The organism is Enterococcus sp. DIV1411a (genome assembly GCF_050531945.1).
In the GTDB taxonomy this organism is placed as follows: Bacteria; Bacillota; Bacilli; order Lactobacillales; family Enterococcaceae; genus Enterococcus_B; species Enterococcus_B faecium.
Genome location: NZ_CP172892.1, coordinates 2,339,527 through 2,358,232, shown reverse-complemented (window position 1 = coordinate 2,358,232; position 18,706 = coordinate 2,339,527). Strand labels below are relative to the sequence as shown.

General features: G+C 40.0%; 17 protein-coding genes. 16 read left to right on the top strand and 1 reads right to left on the bottom strand.

The window, feature by feature from the left end; all coding sequences use genetic code 11:
• Positions 1-16: 16 nt before the first annotated feature.
• The 16 genes from IGJ87_RS11465 to IGJ87_RS11390 all read left to right on the top strand — a co-directional run bounded on the left by IGJ87_RS11465 (position 17) and on the right by IGJ87_RS11390 (position 16,737).
• On the top strand, positions 17-907 hold the full coding sequence (locus IGJ87_RS11465; protein ID WP_002301205.1) for a YicC/YloC family endoribonuclease: 891 nt from the start codon (positions 17-19) through the stop codon (positions 905-907).
• A gap of 17 nt (positions 908-924) precedes the next feature.
• The gene (locus IGJ87_RS11460) at positions 925-1,209 is read left to right on the top strand and encodes a hypothetical protein (protein WP_002287356.1); all 285 of its coding nucleotides are present in this window, start codon (positions 925-927) and stop codon (positions 1,207-1,209) included.
• A 608-nt stretch (positions 1,210-1,817) separates the two neighbouring features.
• A complete protein-coding gene (gmk, locus tag IGJ87_RS11455; RefSeq protein ID WP_002287358.1) occupies positions 1,818-2,432 on the top strand; it encodes a guanylate kinase in 615 nt (204 codons plus the stop codon).
• Between the two features lie 4 nt (positions 2,433-2,436).
• Positions 2,437-2,742 (top strand): DNA-directed RNA polymerase subunit omega, encoded by a 306-nt coding sequence (gene rpoZ / locus IGJ87_RS11450; RefSeq protein WP_002287365.1) that lies wholly within the window; start codon positions 2,437-2,439, stop codon positions 2,740-2,742.
• Between the two features lie 252 nt (positions 2,743-2,994).
• Positions 2,995-5,403, top strand: coding sequence for a primosomal protein N' (priA, locus tag IGJ87_RS11445; RefSeq protein ID WP_002287367.1), 2,409 nt, complete (start codon positions 2,995-2,997; stop codon positions 5,401-5,403).
• 14 nt (positions 5,404-5,417) lie between these two features.
• Complete coding sequence (gene def / locus IGJ87_RS11440; protein WP_104889186.1) at positions 5,418-5,909, top strand: peptide deformylase; 492 nt, start codon at positions 5,418-5,420, stop codon at positions 5,907-5,909.
• A complete protein-coding gene (gene fmt / locus IGJ87_RS11435; RefSeq protein WP_002301208.1) occupies positions 5,902-6,840 on the top strand; it encodes a methionyl-tRNA formyltransferase in 939 nt (312 codons plus the stop codon). The genes def and fmt overlap by 8 nt, the downstream gene beginning before the upstream one ends.
• Positions 6,840-8,198 (top strand): 16S rRNA (cytosine(967)-C(5))-methyltransferase RsmB, encoded by a 1,359-nt coding sequence (gene rsmB / locus IGJ87_RS11430; RefSeq protein WP_002328224.1) that lies wholly within the window; start codon positions 6,840-6,842, stop codon positions 8,196-8,198. The genes fmt and rsmB overlap by 1 nt, the downstream gene beginning before the upstream one ends.
• Positions 8,199-8,210: 12 nt before the next feature.
• Entirely contained in the window at positions 8,211-8,951 is a 741-nt protein-coding gene (locus tag IGJ87_RS11425) for a Stp1/IreP family PP2C-type Ser/Thr phosphatase (RefSeq protein ID WP_002287376.1), read from the top strand.
• Positions 8,948-11,017: a Stk1 family PASTA domain-containing Ser/Thr kinase gene (pknB, locus tag IGJ87_RS11420; RefSeq protein ID WP_002328223.1), complete on the top strand. Its 2,070-nt coding sequence runs from the start codon at positions 8,948-8,950 to the stop codon at positions 11,015-11,017. Before IGJ87_RS11425 ends, pknB begins: the two co-directional genes overlap by 4 nt.
• Positions 11,018-11,181: 164 nt before the next feature.
• A complete protein-coding gene (gene rsgA / locus IGJ87_RS11415; protein ID WP_002287379.1) occupies positions 11,182-12,081 on the top strand; it encodes a ribosome small subunit-dependent GTPase A in 900 nt (299 codons plus the stop codon).
• A gap of 12 nt (positions 12,082-12,093) precedes the next feature.
• Positions 12,094-12,744: a ribulose-phosphate 3-epimerase gene (gene rpe / locus IGJ87_RS11410; RefSeq protein WP_002287380.1), complete on the top strand. Its 651-nt coding sequence runs from the start codon at positions 12,094-12,096 to the stop codon at positions 12,742-12,744.
• The gene (locus IGJ87_RS11405) at positions 12,745-13,383 is read left to right on the top strand and encodes a thiamine diphosphokinase (RefSeq protein ID WP_002287382.1); all 639 of its coding nucleotides are present in this window, start codon (positions 12,745-12,747) and stop codon (positions 13,381-13,383) included.
• A 154-nt stretch (positions 13,384-13,537) separates the two neighbouring features.
• On the top strand, positions 13,538-14,392 hold the full coding sequence (gene mreC / locus IGJ87_RS11400; protein WP_002298185.1) for a rod shape-determining protein MreC: 855 nt from the start codon (positions 13,538-13,540) through the stop codon (positions 14,390-14,392).
• Positions 14,393-14,395: 3 nt separating this feature from the next.
• Complete coding sequence (gene mreD, locus IGJ87_RS11395; RefSeq protein ID WP_002287385.1) at positions 14,396-14,905, top strand: rod shape-determining protein MreD; 510 nt, start codon at positions 14,396-14,398, stop codon at positions 14,903-14,905.
• Between the two features lie 254 nt (positions 14,906-15,159).
• Positions 15,160-16,737, top strand: a complete 1,578-nt coding sequence (locus IGJ87_RS11390) for a PcsB-like coiled-coil domain-containing protein (RefSeq protein ID WP_002338733.1) — start codon at positions 15,160-15,162, stop codon at positions 16,735-16,737.
• Between the two features lie 67 nt (positions 16,738-16,804).
• Here IGJ87_RS11390 and IGJ87_RS11385 read toward each other — a convergent pair whose 3' ends face one another.
• Entirely contained in the window at positions 16,805-18,604 is a 1,800-nt protein-coding gene (locus tag IGJ87_RS11385) for a M3 family oligoendopeptidase (protein WP_002328221.1), read from the bottom strand.
• Positions 18,605-18,706 lie beyond the last annotated feature (102 nt).

The window sequence follows — 18,706 nt, the reverse complement described above, 5'->3', positions numbered from 1 at the left end:
GGAAGGACCCTGTCGAATGAAAAGTATGACTGGTTTTGGCAAAGCCATCCGCGAAACAAAAGCGTATCAGTTAGATATTGAAATAAAAAGTGTCAACCAGCGTTTTCTAGATGTTCAAATACGAAGTCCTAAAATCCTGAACTTTATTGAAAACGATTTTCGTCAGCTTATTAAACAGCAGTTAAGCCGCGGTCGAATCGAAGTATTTGTGAATCTAGCTTATATTGGCAAAAACGAAAAACAGATCGTCATCAACTGGGAATTGATTGATTCACTTATCACTCAATTGACAGACGGAATTCAACAACGATACGGTAGTCAAAATCAAGTGTCAATTAGTCGGATGGCGGAACGCTTCGCGCTGGACGAAAACTTCGTAACGGTAGAAGAAAAACCGGAAGAGAGCATGGAAGAATTGGCACAGTTAGCTCTAGATACATTGAAAAGCGCACTTGACTCTATTGAGGTGAGTCGAGAAAAAGAAGGTCAAGCTTTAGCTTTAGTGTTGAAAAAGAATACTGAAGAATTCAAAGAAGTACTAAAAAAACTCGATAGTTTTGTAGAAATCTATGAAAAGGAATTTCAAATAAGGTATCAAAAAAAGCTGGAGGAATTTCTTGGAGCGAAAGTCGATGAGCAACGGTTGTTGACGGAGCTAGCCATCTTGTTGGAACGCGGAGATATTCACGAGGAACTGGATCGTCTGGCGATCCATGTACAAAAACTAGATGAACTTATCGAAGCACAATGTCCTGTAGGTCGGGAATTAGATTTCCTGATCCAAGAAATGAATCGGGAAATCAACACGATCGGTTCCAAATCAAATGCAATCGAAATTAAAAATCAAGTCGTCCAGTCTAAGACGATCTTAGAAAAAATCAGAGAACAAGTACAAAATATTGAATGACGAAAGAGGTAGAGATAATGAAATACTATGACGTAACGTTCCACGAATTAAGTGGAAAAACTGTGGTTAAACGGGATATCCCTTCTGAAAAAAACGGCTTTGACGTATGGAAAGATGCCTGTGCAGACTATAATGAGAACGAACTGTTTATTTTGATCAACGACGGTGCTTACGTGACGATGAATCGGAAATTTATTGTTCGAATCGACACAGAAGAGGTAGAAGATCCGACAGAAAAAGCACGTTCTCGAAAAGATGAGATCATGGGTGTAGTGAATACTTTGTCCAATATGGGCTTTTAGCAAGGATGCTGAACAAAGAAATACAATAAATAATCAGAATTGGATTTCTTCGCTTAGCTTCTTTGCTCTAGGAATACATTTAAAGGTTGTGACAAAATTCGTGTCACAATCTTTTTTTATTTTGAATAAGTGATGTTCAAAAACCATTTTCTCGGTATTAAGCCAAATTTATGCAAAAATGTGAGAAACTATTTTCACAAAATTTTTCTTCATACTCGAAACTAATCGGCTTCTTCACGACCTCTTATACACGGCGTTCAAAAGCTTGCATCTGCGGTAATAAGCCCAACCAAACGAAAAACATGAGAAGCTGTTTATGTTTGGCTGTTCTTATTACTTGATGCAGGACAGCTTTTTTACGACCTCTTATACACGGCGTTCAAAAGCTTGCATCTGCGATAATAACCCCAACCAAACGAAAAACATGAGAAACTGTTTATGTTTGGCTGTTCTTATTACTTGATGCAGGACAGCTTTTTTACGACCTCTTGGTACAGGGTAGCTTTTTTACCAATTTCTAGCTATAATTAAAGATAACCTTGAAAGTTGCAGAAAAAAAGTGCAAAATAAACGATAAGTACAAAAAGACTAGTTGAAAGGACGTCGTCATGTCAGAGCGTGGATTATTAATCGTGTTGTCTGGTCCATCCGGTGTAGGAAAAGGCACAGTACGAAAAGCAATTTTTGAGAGTGAGGATAATGATTTTCAGTATTCGATCTCAATGACTACCCGTAAAATGCGTGAAGGGGAGGTCGAAGGCGTTGATTATTTCTTCCGAAGCAAAGAAGAGTTTGAATCAATGATCGAAGCTGGAGAGATGCTGGAATACGCAGAATATGTCGGGAATTATTATGGAACTCCTTTGTCATATGTCAACAAGACATTGGATGAAGGAAAAGATGTTTTCTTGGAGATTGAAGTCCAAGGAGCAAAACAAGTCAAAGAAAAAGTGCCCGATGGTGTATTCATCTTTTTGACTCCGCCAGATTTAGCGGAATTAAAATCACGGATCGTAGGCCGAGGAACAGATGCAGATGAAGTAATCGAAGAACGAATGAAAGTTGCAAAAGAAGAAATCGAAATGATGGCTCTTTACGACTATGCTGTTGTAAATGATGAAGTGCCGCTAGCAGTTGAACGAATCAAAAACATTATTGCCAGTGAACATTTTCGAGTAGATCGCGTAATCGGTAAATATATTAAAATGTTAAAGGAGATGTAGTCTTATGATGTTAAAACCTTCAATTGACTCACTATTAGATCGTGTAAATTCAAAATATTCTCTAGTGATTTTAGCAAGTAAACGCGCGCATGAATTGGATGCAAGTGCACAGCCTACTCTAGATTCTTTTGATTCAGTAAAAAGCGTCGGTCAAGCTTTAGAAGAAATCGATGCAGGAAATGTAGTCAATGATCCACATCCTGAATTAAAACGTGAACGTTTGAAGATGGAAGAAGAGGAACGTCAAGCACAAAAAGAGCGTGAACAACACGAATTGGAATCACGTATCCGTGAAGAGCAAAAAATGTAATAAAGAAAAATAGAGCGAACATCTAAAAAGAAAAGCAAACCCAGCTGTTTCCTTTTCAAACATTCGCCACTTATTGTCTGGTAGAAAAGGCTGTGTCTGAACTTTTTGACACAGTTCTTTTTTTTCTTATCTGCTGTTAATTTTTTGTTAGGATTTGGCAGAAGATAAGACAAATCCATCGATCTCTAGTAAAATAGGCAAGGAACTTTTTGTCGCTTGATAAGAAAAGACAAAAAAAGGAGGAAACGAACCATGACATTAACAGCTGAAGTCATTGTGGACGTACCTACTATGCAGACCGATCAGCCATTCACTTATTTGGTTCCCTCTGAAATGGAAACAGCTTTGCAAGTCGGGATGCGAGTAGAAGTCCCTTTTGGTAATGGCAATCGTCATGTCCAAGGATTTGTTATGGCTATCCAAAAATCAGAAGAATCAGCTAATCCATCTTTGAAGGCAGTTATTCGTTTGCTAGACCTTGCTCCGGTGGTCAATGAAGAATTGCTTTCATTAGCTGATTATATGAAAAAAATTACTTACGCATTCAAAATCACTTGTCTACAAACGATGCTTCCGAGTGTGATGAAAGCAGAATATGATAAATTAATCTATCCTTTGGCAGACACACCAGAAGTTCAGGTATTGTTTGATCAGCGAGAAGTGATTTCCTGGAAGGAAGCAGAAGAAGAAGGCAGCCTTTCTCAATTGATTCGCTGGCGCCAAGAGCAATTAGTAGATATCAAATATGAAGTCCATACACGAAATAAAGTAAAAACGATTCGTTTGGTCCGTTCTTTGTTAACTGAAAAGCAAATCGAAGAAGAATGGGCAAAATTACGGCAAAATGCCAAGAAACAAAAAGAACTTCTTTTGTGTTTATCTGAACTGAGCCAAGAAGAACCAATTGCTTATTTCAAAAATAAAGGAATCAGTACTGCTGTCTTGAATCAAGGAAAAGAAAAGGGCTGGCTGGAGTTTATAGAATCAGAACGTTATCGCGACCCTTATAAAGACCGAGTATTTGACCAAACGACGGCATTGGAACTGAATGCAGAACAAAAAAATGCTGTCGAACAAATCATCACAGCAGGTCAGCAGCAAAAAGATCAGGTCTTTTTGCTGGAGGGAATCACTGGCAGCGGGAAAACAGAAGTATATCTTCAGGCAATCGCTGATGTTTTGTCAGAAAATAAAACGGCTATTATGTTAGTGCCTGAAATCGCATTGACTCCGCAAATGGTCGAGCGATTCAAAGGACGCTTCGGAGAATCAGTTGCGGTCTTACATAGCGGACTTTCCCAAGGTGAAAAATATGATGAATGGCGCAAGATTGAGCGGGAAGAAGCGCAAGTAGTAGTAGGCGCACGATCTGCTATTTTTGCCCCGCTGAAAAATATCGGGCTGATCATTATCGATGAAGAACATGAATCAAGTTACAAACAAGATGAGACACCGCGTTATCATGCGAGAGATCTAGCAATTTGGCGCAGTAAATATCATCATTGCCCAATAGTTCTAGGAAGCGCGACGCCCTCTTTAGAATCAAGAGCACGAGCTCAAAAAGGCGTTTATCAGTTATTGCAGTTGAACCACCGAGCCAAAGCAGCTGCACAGCTTCCAGCTATTGAGATCGTAGATATGCGTGAAGAGTTTCAGAATCATCGGACCTCTACTTTTTCTGCTAATTTGCAGGAAAAAATACAAAATCGATTAGACAAAAAAGAACAAACTGTCCTACTGCTCAATCGTCGAGGATATTCGTCTTTTGTGATGTGTAGGGACTGTGGATTTGTTCTTCCATGTCCTAATTGCGATATCTCTCTTACACTGCATATGGATACACGTTCAATGCGCTGCCATTATTGCGGACATGAAGAACCTATTCCCAATCGCTGTCCTAATTGTGGCGGCAATAAAATCCGCTACTATGGAACAGGTACTCAAAAAGTAGAAGAGGAACTCCGAGAACTTTATCCGCAAGCTAGGATTTTGCGTATGGATGTAGATACCACTCGAAGAAAAGGGGCACACGAACAGATTTTACAAAAATTCGGTGCAAAAGAAGCAGATATATTATTAGGGACACAAATGATTGCTAAAGGTTTGGACTTTCCAGAAGTGACATTAGTTGGGGTGTTGAATGCTGATACCTCCCTGAATTTACCGGATTTTCGTTCTAGTGAGCATACATTCCAATTGCTTACCCAAGTTTCAGGACGAGCAGGGCGAGCGGAAAAAGCAGGCGAAGTCGTGATCCAAACATTCAATCCTCAACATTACGCCATAGAATTGGCTAAAAAACAAAATTATGAGCAGTTTTATCAGCAGGAAATGCATGTACGGCATCGTGGAGGCTATCCTCCTTATTACTTTACTGTGAAAATAACCGCCAGCCATCCTGAAGAACAAGTAGCGGCAAAGAAAATCTTTCAGATTGCCAATCAGCTAAAAGAAGTGTTAAGCCCTCAAAGCTTGCTATTAGGGCCAACGCCCAGCATGATTTTGAGAGTGAAAAACCGATATTATTATCAACTAATCATCAAATATAAACATGAACCGAATCTTCCTCATGTTTTGGATGAAATTTTGAATGGAAGCCAGAAAGAACAGCGACAAGGTCTTTTTGTGGCAATTGACAACGAACCATTAAACTTTATTTAAGAAAGGGCCAAATTATGCGCTATCCTATATTGATCCACCCTAATGATAAATTAAAAAGAACTGCTCAGCCAATCGATGTAATCACGGACGAGACAATCGCTTTATTAGACAATTTATATGAGACAATGATTGCGAATGACGGAATAGGGATCGCTGCTCCTCAAGTAGGACAAAACAAGAGAATTGCTGTGATCGAAGTAGATGAAGGCGAGAAATTTGAACTGATTAATCCAGAAATCGTCGAAGCAAAAGGTGAAAGCCTTGACGTAGAAGGTTGTCTCAGTATTCCGCATGTCTATGGAACGGTCAAGCGAGCAGATGAAGTGACCGTGCGTTATTATGATCGAGACGGAGAAGAGATAGAAGTGACGGCTTTTGGCTATTTAGCCCGTGCCTTCCAGCATGAAATCGATCACTTAGACGGTATCTTGTTCATTGAGAAAATGATACAGCAGATCCCGGAAGAAGAACTTGAAGAATATATGGAGGAACATCTTGATGACTAAGCTAGTATTTATGGGCACACCTGCTTTTTCTGTGCCGATTCTTGAAGGGCTGATAGAATCAGGTTACGAGATCCAGGCAGTGGTAACACAGCCCGACCGTCCAGTTGGGCGGAAACGAGTAATTACGCCGACACCGGTAAAAGAAGCGGCTCTGAAGCACGGTATCCGTGTGCTGCAGCCAGAGAAAATCTCCGGTTCGCCAGAAATGGAAGAAATCATTGAATTGGCGCCTGATGTGATCGTCACTGCGGCATTTGGCCAATTCTTGCCTGAAAAGTTATTGCAAGTACCAAAATTAGGGGCAATCAATGTCCATGCTTCTTTACTTCCTAAATATCGGGGAGGTGCGCCTGTTCATTATGCCATCATGAATGGGGAGAAAGAAACTGGTGTAACGATCATGGAAATGATCAAAAAAATGGATGCAGGCGGAATCTATGCGCAAGAAAGCATACCAATCACTAAACAAGATGATGTAGGGACGATGTTTGAAAAGCTTAGCCTTTTAGGAAGAAAGCTATTGCTAGAAACATTGCCCAATATTTTGGATGGACAAAAACCAGTACCTCAAGACGAGTCAGAAGCAACTTTTTCGCCAAACATCACACGGGAACAAGAAGCAATCGATTGGCATAAAACTGCAGAAGAAATTGACAACCAAGTACGCGGAATGCGTCCTTGGCCAATTGCATTCACGACCTATGAGGGCATACGCTGGAAATTATTATCGGTTGAAGTATTGGCAGAAACTACAGACAAAGCACCTGGTACGATCATCCGGAAAGACAAAAAAAATCTATGGATTGCTTGCGGTAAACAGACCGTCTTAGCCATCAATGAATTACAGCCAGCTGGTAAAGGAAAACAGGCCGTACATGATTTCCTTAACGGAAGCGGTCAGCAAGTTCAGATTGGTCAGCAGGTGAAATAATGAAAAAAATCCCTAAAAAAATGAAAAAATCAGTACGATATATGGCATTACTGACATTAGAGCGAGTGAACAAGGGTGGCGCCTACTCGAATCTTTTGTTGAATGAGATGATCAAACAAAGCGAGCTAAATCAAAAAGATGTGGGTTTATTTACAGAATTGATCTACGGTACGATTAGCCATCAGCGACTATTGGAATTTTACGTTGCACCATTGATCGCTAAAGCAAAAAAAGTGGATGACTGGGTCAAGACGCTTCTTTATCTTTCTGTATACCAATTAGAATTTTTAGATAAAGTCCCTGCACATGCTATTTTAAACGAGGCGGTCGAAATCGCAAAAGTAAAAGGAAATCCTGGGACAGGGAAATTTGTAAATGGTGTCTTGAGGAATTATCAGCGTCAAGGAGCACCAGATCTGCAAGGCATTGCTGATCCTATCGAAAGACTTTCTTTCAAAATCAGCCTGCCTCTATGGATGACGAAACGACTGGTGGATCAAATCGGATACGAAGAAACTGAAAAGCTCGGTTTATCGCTATATCAGCCTAGCCATGCTAGTGCCCGAGTAGATACACGCCGACTTTCCAGAGATCAGGCCATCACTGTTTTGCAAGAAGAAGAGATCACAGCTGAAAAAAGCCAAGTCAGTCCATACGGTATAGTAGCGAAAAAAGGGCATTTAGCTTCTAGCTCATTGTTCCACGATGGCGTCATGACGATCCAAGATGAAAGTTCGATGCTTGTAGCGCCGTCTATGCAAATCGAGCCTGAACATCATGTCTTAGATGCCTGTGCAGCACCCGGAGGTAAGACGACGCATATTGCTTCTTTTTTAGATCCGTCATGCGGTGGAGAAGTGGTCGCTTTAGATGTACACGAACACAAAGTCAAACTCATTGAAGATAATGCAGCACGTCTAGGTGTCTCTTCTGCTGTCTACGCTCAAAAGATGGATGCTAGAGAAGTCAGTAAACAGTTCGAAGCAGAGCAGTTTGATCGGATTTTAGTAGACGCGCCTTGTTCAGGTCTTGGGCTGCTTCGGCGAAAACCAGATATTCGTTATAAAAAACAGCCGGATGAATTAGCGAATTTACCAAAAATCCAATTGGAAATTTTAGAAAGCTGCGCACCAGCTTTAAAGTCTTCCGGTATTCTGACTTATAGCACTTGTACGATCTTAAAAGAAGAAAACCAAGACGTTGTTTCTGCTTTCTTGGAAAGACACCCTGATTTTGAGAGGATTGATGTTTTGACCAATCCTATGCTACAATCATCAATCGAAGAGAAAATGTTGACTTTGTATCCGCATCAGTTTTACACAGATGGATTTTTCATTTGTTGTTTGCGCAAAAAGTAATGAGGTGAAAAAATGCAGATTGAATATCAATCAGATGTAGGAAGACGACGTAACACAAATCAAGACTATGCCAGTGTATTTACCAGCCGTTCAGGTCTCAAGCTTGCTGTATTAGCAGACGGGATGGGTGGTCATCGTGCCGGAGACATTGCCAGTCAGATGGCGGTAACGAATCTAGGCGAAGCTTGGGAAAAACAAGAAGCTGTTGACGATGAAAAAATCGCCCAATGGTTCATTCAATCGATTCAAGAAGAAAATATGCTGATTTATCAGCGTGGACAAGAACAGCCGGAATATAACGGTATGGGAACAACAATCGTAGCGGCCGCTCTGTCAGATGACTGGTTCACGATTGCCAATGTTGGGGATAGCAGAGCTTATTTGATTCGTGAAGATAAAATCATGCAATTGACGGAGGATCATTCTTTAGTCAATGAACTAGTCAAATCAGGAGAAATCAGCGAAGAAATGGCAGTGAACCATCCAAGGAAAAATATTTTAACACGTTCTGTCGGCATGCCTGGAACAGTCGAAGTAGATGTTTCTACTCATCTTTGGCAACTAAAAGATCGACTGCTGTTATGTTCAGATGGCTTGACGAACATGCTGTCTGAAGAAGAAATAGGAACGATCATCAATCAAGAAGGCCCATTGTCTCATAAAGTAACTGAGCTGATTGATCGTGCCAATGAAGCAGGCGGAGCGGATAATATCACCGTTCTTCTTATCGAATATAAGGAGGACAGTGTATGATCGAGTTGGGAAAAAAATTAAATGGCCGTTATCAAATCACTGGAAATATCGGTAGCGGTGGTATGGCAAATGTATTTTTGGCGCACGATTTAATCTTGGATCGTGATGTAGCAGTTAAAGTCTTACGATTTGACTTTCAAAATGACCAGACTGCGATTCGACGATTTCAGAGAGAAGCTTTAGCAGCAACAGAACTCGTTCATCCAAACATTGTTAGTGTTTACGATGTTGGTGAAGAAGACAACATGCAGTATCTGGTGATGGAATACGTCAAAGGAATGGACTTGAAACGATATATCCAAACACATTATCCTGTTCCTTATGAAACAGCAGTAAATATTATGCAGCAGATCCTTTCTGCTATTTCTTTAGCTCATAACCATCAAATCATCCACCGAGATTTGAAACCCCAAAACGTACTGATCGATAATGAAGGTGTTGTAAAAATCACGGATTTCGGGATTGCTATCGCTTTATCTGAAACATCGATCACGCAGACGAATACGATGCTAGGATCTGTTCATTATCTGTCCCCTGAGCAGGCCAGAGGAAGTATGGCAACGAAGCAGTCAGATATTTATGCTTTAGGGATCATCCTTTATGAGATGTTGACGGGTAGCGTACCGTTTGATGGTGAATCTGCTGTAACAATTGCTTTAAAACATTTTCAAGATGATCTTCCATCTATAAAAGCACTTGATCCAAATGTGCCACAAGCACTGGAAAACGTGATTTTACGGGCAACGGCTAAAGAACCTGCAGACCGTTATAAGTCAGCCGAGGAAATGTCTGATGATCTTTCTACAGTATTATCACCAGCTCGTGCAAACGAAGAAAAATGGCAGCCTCATGTGATGGATAATGAAACAAAAGTTATCACACCCCTTACGGAAGATGCACCAATGCCTGATTCATTCAAATCTATGCCTCTGCCAAAAGACAAGCCAGAAAACGAAACCTTACCAGAGGAGGAAGAAGTTCTGCCTGATCCTAAAAAGAAAGGACAGAAAAAATGGTGGCTGATCCTATTAGCTATTCTTGCTGTTTTAGGAATCGGAACAGCTGTATTCTTTGCTTCTGGCGGGCGAGGAGAAGTTGTTGTTCCTGATGTTTCTGATCTTTCTGAAGCTTCTGCTAGAGAAACACTCGCAAAAGCGAAATTAGAAGTAGCAACAAAAACAGAAGAAATTGCAGATGACAAAATCGAAGAAGGTAATGTAGTGAAGACAGACCCGGCAGCGGGAACGACAGTCAAGCAAAAACGCGAAGTCACTCTGTATATTAGTAGCGGCACGAAAAAAATCAAATTAGATGATTACAGTGGTAAAAGTTATGAAGATGCCGAAGCAAGTTTGAAAGAATTAGGGTTTTCTGCTGACTTGATTCAAAAAGAAGAGGAATTCAGTTCAGAGGTAGAAAGCGGAATGATCATTTCGCAATCTCCATCAGAAGATACAGAAGTCGATCCTAAAACAGACACGATTACTTTCACAGTCAGCAAAGGACCAGAAACAGTGACTTTGAGTAGTCATGTAGGAGAAAACTACGAAACTGTTCGTAACTGGCTTGTTACACAAGGATTCAATATCAATAATATTAGTGCTACTTATGACTATAGCGACACTGTACCATCAGGTTCGATCATCAGTCAGGATCCAGCCTCGGCTGAAGTTGTAGCAGAAGAAACTTACATCAATTTTGTCGTAAGCCAAGGAACAGAGCCTAAATTGAATGATATCTCCGGCTATACAAAAAGCGAAGCACAAAGTTATTTAGCTAGTGTCGGTGCAGAATATATCGGGCATGAGACTTCCGAATATTCAAACACGGTGGATAAAGATAAAGTGATTCGTACAGTACCAGGGGCAGGAACGACAATTACCAAAGGAATGGTTGTGAACGTAATTTACTCTAAAGGACCAGATCCAGCGTCTTCTAGTTCTGAAAAAGACTCTTCAGACAGTTCTAGCAGCTCAAGTAGCTCCAGTAGCACAAGCAACTCTTCAAAAGAAGAATCTTCCAGCTCCACAAGTTCATCAGCTAGCACCTCAGAAAGTTCAAAATAAGTGCTGAATAAAATATATCAGAAGGGAATGCGACATTGATTTGTTGCATTCTCTTTTTTGTGTTTCTATCTCTTTTGATCAATTTTCAAGCCTTATACTTTGAGAAGTTTGCATGGAATAACACCTACTTTCCTCTTCGTATGGTAAAATAAACAAAAACGGAGGTGGCACTTATCAAAGGACAAATCAGAAAAGCAATCAGCGGTTTTTACTATGTATACGCAAACGGAGAGACCTATCAAACAAGAGGAAGAGGAAATTTCCGGAATCGGAAAATCACGCCGCTTGTCGGAGATCAGGTGATCTTTGAGAGTGAAAATCAAACAGACGGCTATCTTCTGGAAATCTTGCCGAGAAAAAATCAATTAGTTCGCCCACCAGTCACAAATGTTGATCTTGGAATCATTGTCACAAGTATCGTAGAGCCTGCATTTTCTTATAATCTACTTGACCGCTTTCTAGTTACCTTGGAATACGAGTCGATCGAACCGATTATTTTTTTGACAAAGACCGACTTGTCAGATGACCCAGAAAAAATCGAAGAGATCAAGCAAACCTATACTAAAATAGGCTATCCGGTGATTGTACCCAATCATACGGGTGATACGACAGAACTGATCCGTTACTTCCCAGAACGGCTATCGGTCTTTATGGGTCAGTCTGGAGCAGGAAAATCGACGCTACTGAATCAAATATCACCGGAACTGAATTTAGCAACAGGAGAGATTTCTGATGCACTTGGAAGAGGACGGCATACAACACGTCATGTGGAACTGATTCCTATCTATGGTGGGTTAGTAGCAGATACACCAGGATTTAGCTCGATTGACTTTTTGACAATTGAAGCAGGAGAACTGCCGAGACAATTTCCGGAATTTGTAGAAGCTTCTGTCCATTGCAAATTTAGAGAGTGCATGCATGCTAAAGAACCTGGCTGCGAAGTAAAACATAGAGTAGAAACAGGTGGTATCGCACAGACACGTTACGACAATTATTTGCAATTCTTACAAGAAATCGAAAAAAGAAAACCAATGTATGCAAAAAAAGAAGGTAAACGAAAATAGGAGGAAACAAGAATGAAGATAGCACCATCCATTTTGAGTGCAGATTTTGCCAATTTACAAAGAGACATTGAGTTAGTGGAAAAAGGAGGCGCAGATTACATCCACGTAGATGTCATGGATGGCCAATTTGTCCCAAATATCACGTTAGGGCCAAATATTGTTCAGGCAATCCGTCCTGTTACTAAATTACCGTTAGACGTCCATCTGATGATCGTTGATCCAGAAAACTACATTCCAGCATTTGCAAAAGCTGGAGCAGATATCATTACTGTCCACGTCGAAGCAACTCCTCATATTCATCGGGCACTTCAAATGACAAAAAGCTTAGGAGTTAAAGCTGGAGTAGTTATCAATCCAGGAACACCAGTCTCCATGATCAAACATGTTTTGCCTTTGGCTGATCAAGTACTAGTCATGACTGTCAATCCTGGGTTCGGCGGACAAAGCTTTATTGAAGAAACAGTAGAAAAAATTACGGAACTCGCTGATCTACGTAGAGAGAACAATTGGACTTATGCAATCGAAGTAGATGGCGGAATCGTTCCAGAAACAGCAAAAATCTGTAAAGATGCAGGGGCGGATGTCTTCGTTGCAGGATCATATATCTATGGAGCCGAAAATCCAGTCGGACAAATCGAACGATTAAAAGAGGCATTAGACTAAATGAAAATTTTATTAGCTGCTGGAGGTAATCCGCAAAACTGGCCGCAGTCTCTGCTGTCCAAATACGATGCCTATGTCGGGATAGACCGTGGTGCGCTGTACCTGCTTCAAGCAGGCTACCCAGTAGATCTGGCAGTGGGTGATTTTGATTCATTGTCGAACGAAGAGCAGAAGGAAGTATTTGCAAAAGCCAAAGAGTATACCCGTTCCCCTGCAGAAAAAGACGATACAGATACACAGTTAGGTATCTTAAAAACATTTGAACGTTACCCGCAAGCGGAAGTCACTTTGATTGGAGCTACGGGCGGAAGATTGGATCATCTTTTAGCCAATCTCTGGTTAGGTATGGAACCTCGCTTCAAACCCTTTGCCCATCAGCTTATTATCAGAGATTGTCAAAATTATTTGTCTTATTATTTGCCTGGAGAGCATATAGTAAGACAGATACCAGATATGAAGTATTTAGCTTATTGCTGCTTGACTCCCGTCTCGAATCTTACATTAAAAGGCAGCAAGTATGTATTGGAAAATAAAGAAGTAGAATATCCGACATCTTATGCAAGTAACGAATTTCTTTCAGATACCGCAGAATTTTCTTTTTCAGATGGTATGATTGCAGTTATTCAAAGCAAAGATTGATCCATAAACAAATAAAAAAATTTGTCTTTCAGGCTAAAAATGACAGAATCTATTATTTGCTAAAAAAAAGCTTAAGAGGAGCAACTTACCTTTTGTTTCACGGCATTTAGTGATAAAATTGAACACAAGAGTCTAATTAATTCGAGGTGTCTTTGTGAAGAAGTTCAATCCTAATAAAAATATTATTATTACCTTGGTTATTGTTATCATCGTGGTGACGATACTAAGTGTGACCGCTGCGCAGCGAGCGAATGAAGGAAAGCCCAATTTCTTCCAATCCATCGTTAATGACAGTGTTGCAATGGTTGATAAAACAATCTCTGCCCCAGTACGGTGGGTACGAAATGGAGTAGATTCTGTCCATAATCTTTTTTCAACTTATGCCGAAAATGAGCGGCTAAAAGAAAAAATCGATAGCTATGATGACGTTTCACAGCAAAACAAGAATTACGAGAGAGAAATCGAATCGTTGAAAAAAGAACTTGAGTTGAATCAGACGCTGACTAGTTACGAAAAAGTAACGGCAAATGTCATTACTCGTTCGCCTGACAGTTGGCAGGACATGCTGATCGTAGACAAGGGTTCTAAAGACGGTATCGAAGCAAATATGGCAGTCATGTCGCAAAAAGGATTGATTGGCCGAGTGATCGAGGTCAATACGGCTTCGTCTAAAATCGAATTACTGTCATCCTCTAATGAAAGCTCCAATCATTTTCCAGTACGGGTATCTTCGGCTAATGGCGAAGCGTTTGGTTTGCTTAAAAACTATGATGAAAAGCTCCATGCCTTAGTGGTGACCCAATTAACTGGTGATACGGATATCAAAGAAGGGGATGTTGTCCAGACATCCGGTCTTGGAGGGAATTCTCCAGCTAACTTGCCGATCGGTACGGTTATTAAAACGAAACCAGATAGTTATGGGCTGGATCGGGAAGTTTATGTGAAACCTTATGCAGAAATGTATGACGTGTCAGTTGTGACGATTGTCCAACGGCTAGCGGAGGATTAGTCCATGTTGAAGAAAGAAACAATGAAGTACTATCTGCCAATCGTTTTGTTCTTTTTGATGTTGATAGATGGTCATTTAACAAGAATGCTAGGGGAGTGGTCGAAAGGCACCTATATGTCAAATGCCCACTTTCTGATATTGGCATTATTATGTTGCAGTATGGCGTTTGAAAAACGTTATTTACTGATTACCACGATTGTTCTCGGGGCTATCTATGACGCTTACTATATTGGCGTTATCGGTATCTATGCAGTAGCTCTCCCTTTAATTGTATGGTTGATGTATGTAATGAAAGACGTTATCCATGTCAACATCTTTACTGAATTTTTCAGTATGATCATCTTTGTCACGGGTTATGAATTGTTTACGATGGTGGTCCAGTTGATTTTTAAATTAGCAGTAGTAAATAACACGTATTTTATTACAAGGTTTTTAGGACCTACACTGCTGTTGAACATGATTATATTTGTATTATTCATTTTTCCATTTAAGAAATTATTCAGTGATGAATAATTTCTTTTTTTATTTTTAGGTCGAAAGCGAAAAAGAATCGTTGTTATCTTAAGAAATGCTAGACTTAACGCGGCTTTTTCATGATCATTTTCTGAAACGAACAGTTTTGTCATTTTTAAAAGTTGTTTTGAAACATTTTTGTAACATAACTATTATATCGTTGACATACTGCTATGGTACAATTTTTGTATCGTTAAGAAAGACTTAAATATATTTAGATATTTATTAAATTAAGCCAGTCGGAGGAATGAAGAGTGAAAAAGAGTTTAATATCAGCAGTAATGGTATGTTCAATGACCTTGACTGCCGTAGCATCACCGATCGCTGCCGCGGCGGACGATTTTGATTCTCAGATACAACAGCAAGATCAAAAGATTGCAGACTTGAAAAATCAACAAGCAGATGCACAATCACAAATCGATGCCTTAGAAAGCCAAGTTTCTGAAATCAACACACAAGCACAAGACCTATTAGCAAAACAAGATACATTGCGTCAAGAATCTGCACAATTAGTAAAAGACATTGCAGATTTACAAGAACGTATTGAAAAACGTGAAGATACAATCCAAAAACAAGCACGCGAAGCACAAGTAAGCAACACAAGCTCAAACTACATCGATGCTGTATTGAATGCTGATTCATTAGCAGATGCTATTGGACGCGTTCAAGCAATGACAACGATGGTAAAAGCAAACAACGACTTGATGGAACAACAAAAACAAGATAAAAAAGCTGTAGAAGACAAAAAAGCTGAAAACGATGCTAAACTAAAAGAATTAGCTGAAAACCAAGCTGCTTTGGAATCTCAAAAAGGCGATCTTTTATCTAAACAAGCTGATTTGAACGTACTGAAAACTTCATTAGCTGCTGAACAAGCAACTGCTGAAGACAAGAAAGCTGACTTGAACCGTCAAAAAGCTGAAGCTGAAGCAGAGCAAGCTCGTATTCGTGAACAACAACGTCTAGCAGAACAAGCTCGTCAACAAGCTGCACAAGAAAAAGCTGAAAAAGAAGCACGCGAACAAGCAGAAGCTGAAGCACAAGCACAAGCTACTCAAGCTTCATCTACTGCACAAAGCTCAGCAACAGAAGAATCATCAGCTACACAATCTTCAATGACTGAAGAATCATCATCAGCTACACAATCTTCAGCAACAGAAGAATCAACAACACCTGAATCTTCAACAGAAGAATCAACAGCGCCTGAATCTTCAGCAACAGAAGAATCAACAACAGCGCCTGAATCTTCAGCAACAGAAGAATCAACAACAGTGCCTGAATCTTCAACAACAGAAGAATCAACAACTGTACCTGAATCTTCAACAGAAGAATCAACAACACCTGCGCCAACAACACCATCAACAGATCAAAGTGTTGATACAGGAAACGGCACAGGAAGTAGTACTCCGGCTCCAACGCCAACACCAACACCTGAACAACCAAAACCTGTAACACCTGCTCCAGCTCCTTCTGGAAGTGTGAATGGTGCAGCAATCGTAGCAGAAGCTTACAAATATATTGGTACTCCATATGTTTGGGGCGGTAAAGATCCAAGTGGCTTTGACTGCTCAGGGTTCACACGCTATGTTTACATGCAAGTAACTGGTCGTGACATCGGTGGTTGGACAGTTCCTCAAGAATCAGCTGGAACAAAAATTTCAGTTTCTCAAGCAAAAGCTGGAGACTTGTTATTCTGGGGATCACAAGGCGGAACTTACCACGTAGCGATTGCTTTAGGCGGAGGACAATATATCCATGCTCCTCAACCAGGCGAAAGCGTAAAAGTTGGTTCAGTTCAATGGTTTGCCCCTGACTTTGCTGTCAGCATGTAAGAATGATTAATCAAAAAGAGTTAGCCCATTCTGGACTAACTCTTTTTTTATTGTGATAAAATAGAAATCAGATAAATTCTTCTGTCAATTCCATGAACGTTTGGATATCTTCAGTCACCATGTCGATACCTGCTTGCCAAAAATCTGGTTGGGTAAGATCGACATTCAAATGTTTCTTCGCAAGATCTTCCGTCGTCATTGAGGCAGTATCGCGTAGTAAATGGATATATTCTTCTTCAAAATTTGCTCCCTTTTGGTTGGCGTAAGCATAGATGCCCAAACTAAAGAGGTAGCCAAATGTGTATGGGAAGTTATAAAACGGTACGTCATCAATAAAGAAATGCAATTTTGCAGCCCAGAAATATGGGTGGTAAGTAGCTAAAGCTCCTTGATAGCCTTCTTTTTGCGCCTCAACCATCATCTCTGTGATCTTATCTTCTGAGACTAATCCTTCTTGCCGTGCTTCATAGAATCGATTTTCAAAAATGAATCGGGAATGGATATTCATGAACATAGCTAAAGCATTTTGCAGTTTTGTATCTAGCAAATTGATTTTTTCTTCTTTTGTTTTTGCAACTTTTAATGTAGCATCGGCTACGATCAGTTCTGCGAATGTACTTGCTGTTTCTGCGACATTCATGGCATATTCGCGATTTAAAGAAGGTAAATCCCACATCGTGCTGCTATGGAAAGCATGTCCTAGTTCATGAGCAAGTGTCGCAACCTCATTAACAGAATTACTGTAGGTCATAAAGATCCTTGATTCTTTTGTTTCTGGTAACTCAGTACAATAACCACCAGGACGTTTCCCAGGACGATCTTCTGCTTCGATCCAGCTCTTTTCAAAAGCAGATTGGGCAAATTTAGCCATTTTTGGACTGAATTTGTTAAAGTTTTCGATAATAAATGCTGCTGCTTCGTCAAAACTAAAGGTTTTTTCTTTCAAATCGCCTAAAATAATAGGTGCATCTTGATCTTGCCATTCCATTTTTTCTTTACCGAAAAGATTAGCTTTTCTAGTCAAGTAATCAACAAGGGGCTGTTTGTTTTTCTGGATTGTATCCCACATGACAGACAATGTTTCTTTCTTCAACCGATTGTACTCTAATGGTTTTTGTAGAAAATCTGTGACACCATGAAGTTCATAGTCAGAAAGTCTAAAACCATCTAAATGATTCAAAGTATCCGTGAAGAGGGGTGCCTTTTCTTTCCAGGCTTCTTCCCATGCTGCGAAAAGTGTTTCTCTGACTTTTGGATCTGGATCGCCCATCATCTTATTGAAGGCTTGTCCAGCAGATAATTCGACTACTTGACCATCTTGTTCGAAGGGAATCGAAATGCTGGCTACAATCGTATCATAATGACTGCTCCAAGCATTTAGACCATCTAAAGAAAGCGTATTTATAATGTTTTCTTCAGCTTCTGATAATAATTGTGAGCCATCACGACGAATCTCGTTTAAACGAAAAGCAATTGTTTCAAACGAAGATTGAGAAAGCATCTGATTCCAATCATTGTCAGATATTTCTGCAAATTTCTTTGACAATACAGTTTCGGCTGATTGCAGACGAGGCAGCATTGCGTAAAGCTTGCCCGATAAGACCTTTGCATCTGAATCATTGACATTGGCAGAAAGCAATGCAGTAATATAGCTGCTGCATTGGGTAAAGCCATTCGTAATCGTTTCTTGCAATTGAAGAATAGCGTTTAACTGCTCTGCATTGTCAGAACTAGGTGACCATTTTGTTACGCGGTGATAATACTCGTTCATTTGGTCTTCCAATTGCTTCATCCGTTGGTTCAAAGCATCAGAATGACTGCCTCCGGAAAAAATAGAATCTAGATTCCAATTTAATGAATAACTCATGAAAAAACTCCCTTCATATTGTAATACAAAATTAAGTATAGCACTTTTTTATGGAAGAAGTCTCTATGAAAATGATTGTTGTTTCTTCAAAAAAAGTCTAAG

Excerpts from the sequence above, each read along its gene's own strand:
- IGJ87_RS11465 (WP_002301205.1), top strand. The coding sequence starts at position 17 with ATGAAAAGTATGACTGGTTTTGGCAAAGCCATCCGCGAAACAAAAGCG.
- IGJ87_RS11460 (WP_002287356.1), top strand. The coding sequence starts at position 925 with ATGAAATACTATGACGTAACGTTCCACGAATTAAGTGGAAAAACTGTG.
- gmk (WP_002287358.1), top strand. The coding sequence starts at position 1,818 with ATGTCAGAGCGTGGATTATTAATCGTGTTGTCTGGTCCATCCGGTGTA.
- rpoZ (WP_002287365.1), top strand. The coding sequence starts at position 2,437 with ATGATGTTAAAACCTTCAATTGACTCACTATTAGATCGTGTAAATTCA.
- priA (WP_002287367.1), top strand. The coding sequence starts at position 2,995 with ATGACATTAACAGCTGAAGTCATTGTGGACGTACCTACTATGCAGACC.
- def (WP_104889186.1), top strand. The coding sequence starts at position 5,418 with ATGCGCTATCCTATATTGATCCACCCTAATGATAAATTAAAAAGAACT.
- fmt (WP_002301208.1), top strand. The coding sequence starts at position 5,902 with ATGACTAAGCTAGTATTTATGGGCACACCTGCTTTTTCTGTGCCGATT.
- rsmB (WP_002328224.1), top strand. The coding sequence starts at position 6,840 with ATGAAAAAAATCCCTAAAAAAATGAAAAAATCAGTACGATATATGGCA.
- IGJ87_RS11425 (WP_002287376.1), top strand. The coding sequence starts at position 8,211 with ATGCAGATTGAATATCAATCAGATGTAGGAAGACGACGTAACACAAAT.
- pknB (WP_002328223.1), top strand. The coding sequence starts at position 8,948 with ATGATCGAGTTGGGAAAAAAATTAAATGGCCGTTATCAAATCACTGGA.
- rpe (WP_002287380.1), top strand. The coding sequence starts at position 12,094 with ATGAAGATAGCACCATCCATTTTGAGTGCAGATTTTGCCAATTTACAA.
- IGJ87_RS11405 (WP_002287382.1), top strand. The coding sequence starts at position 12,745 with ATGAAAATTTTATTAGCTGCTGGAGGTAATCCGCAAAACTGGCCGCAG.
- mreD (WP_002287385.1), top strand. The coding sequence starts at position 14,396 with ATGTTGAAGAAAGAAACAATGAAGTACTATCTGCCAATCGTTTTGTTC.
- IGJ87_RS11385 (WP_002328221.1), bottom strand. The coding sequence starts at position 18,604 with ATGAGTTATTCATTAAATTGGAATCTAGATTCTATTTTTTCCGGAGGC.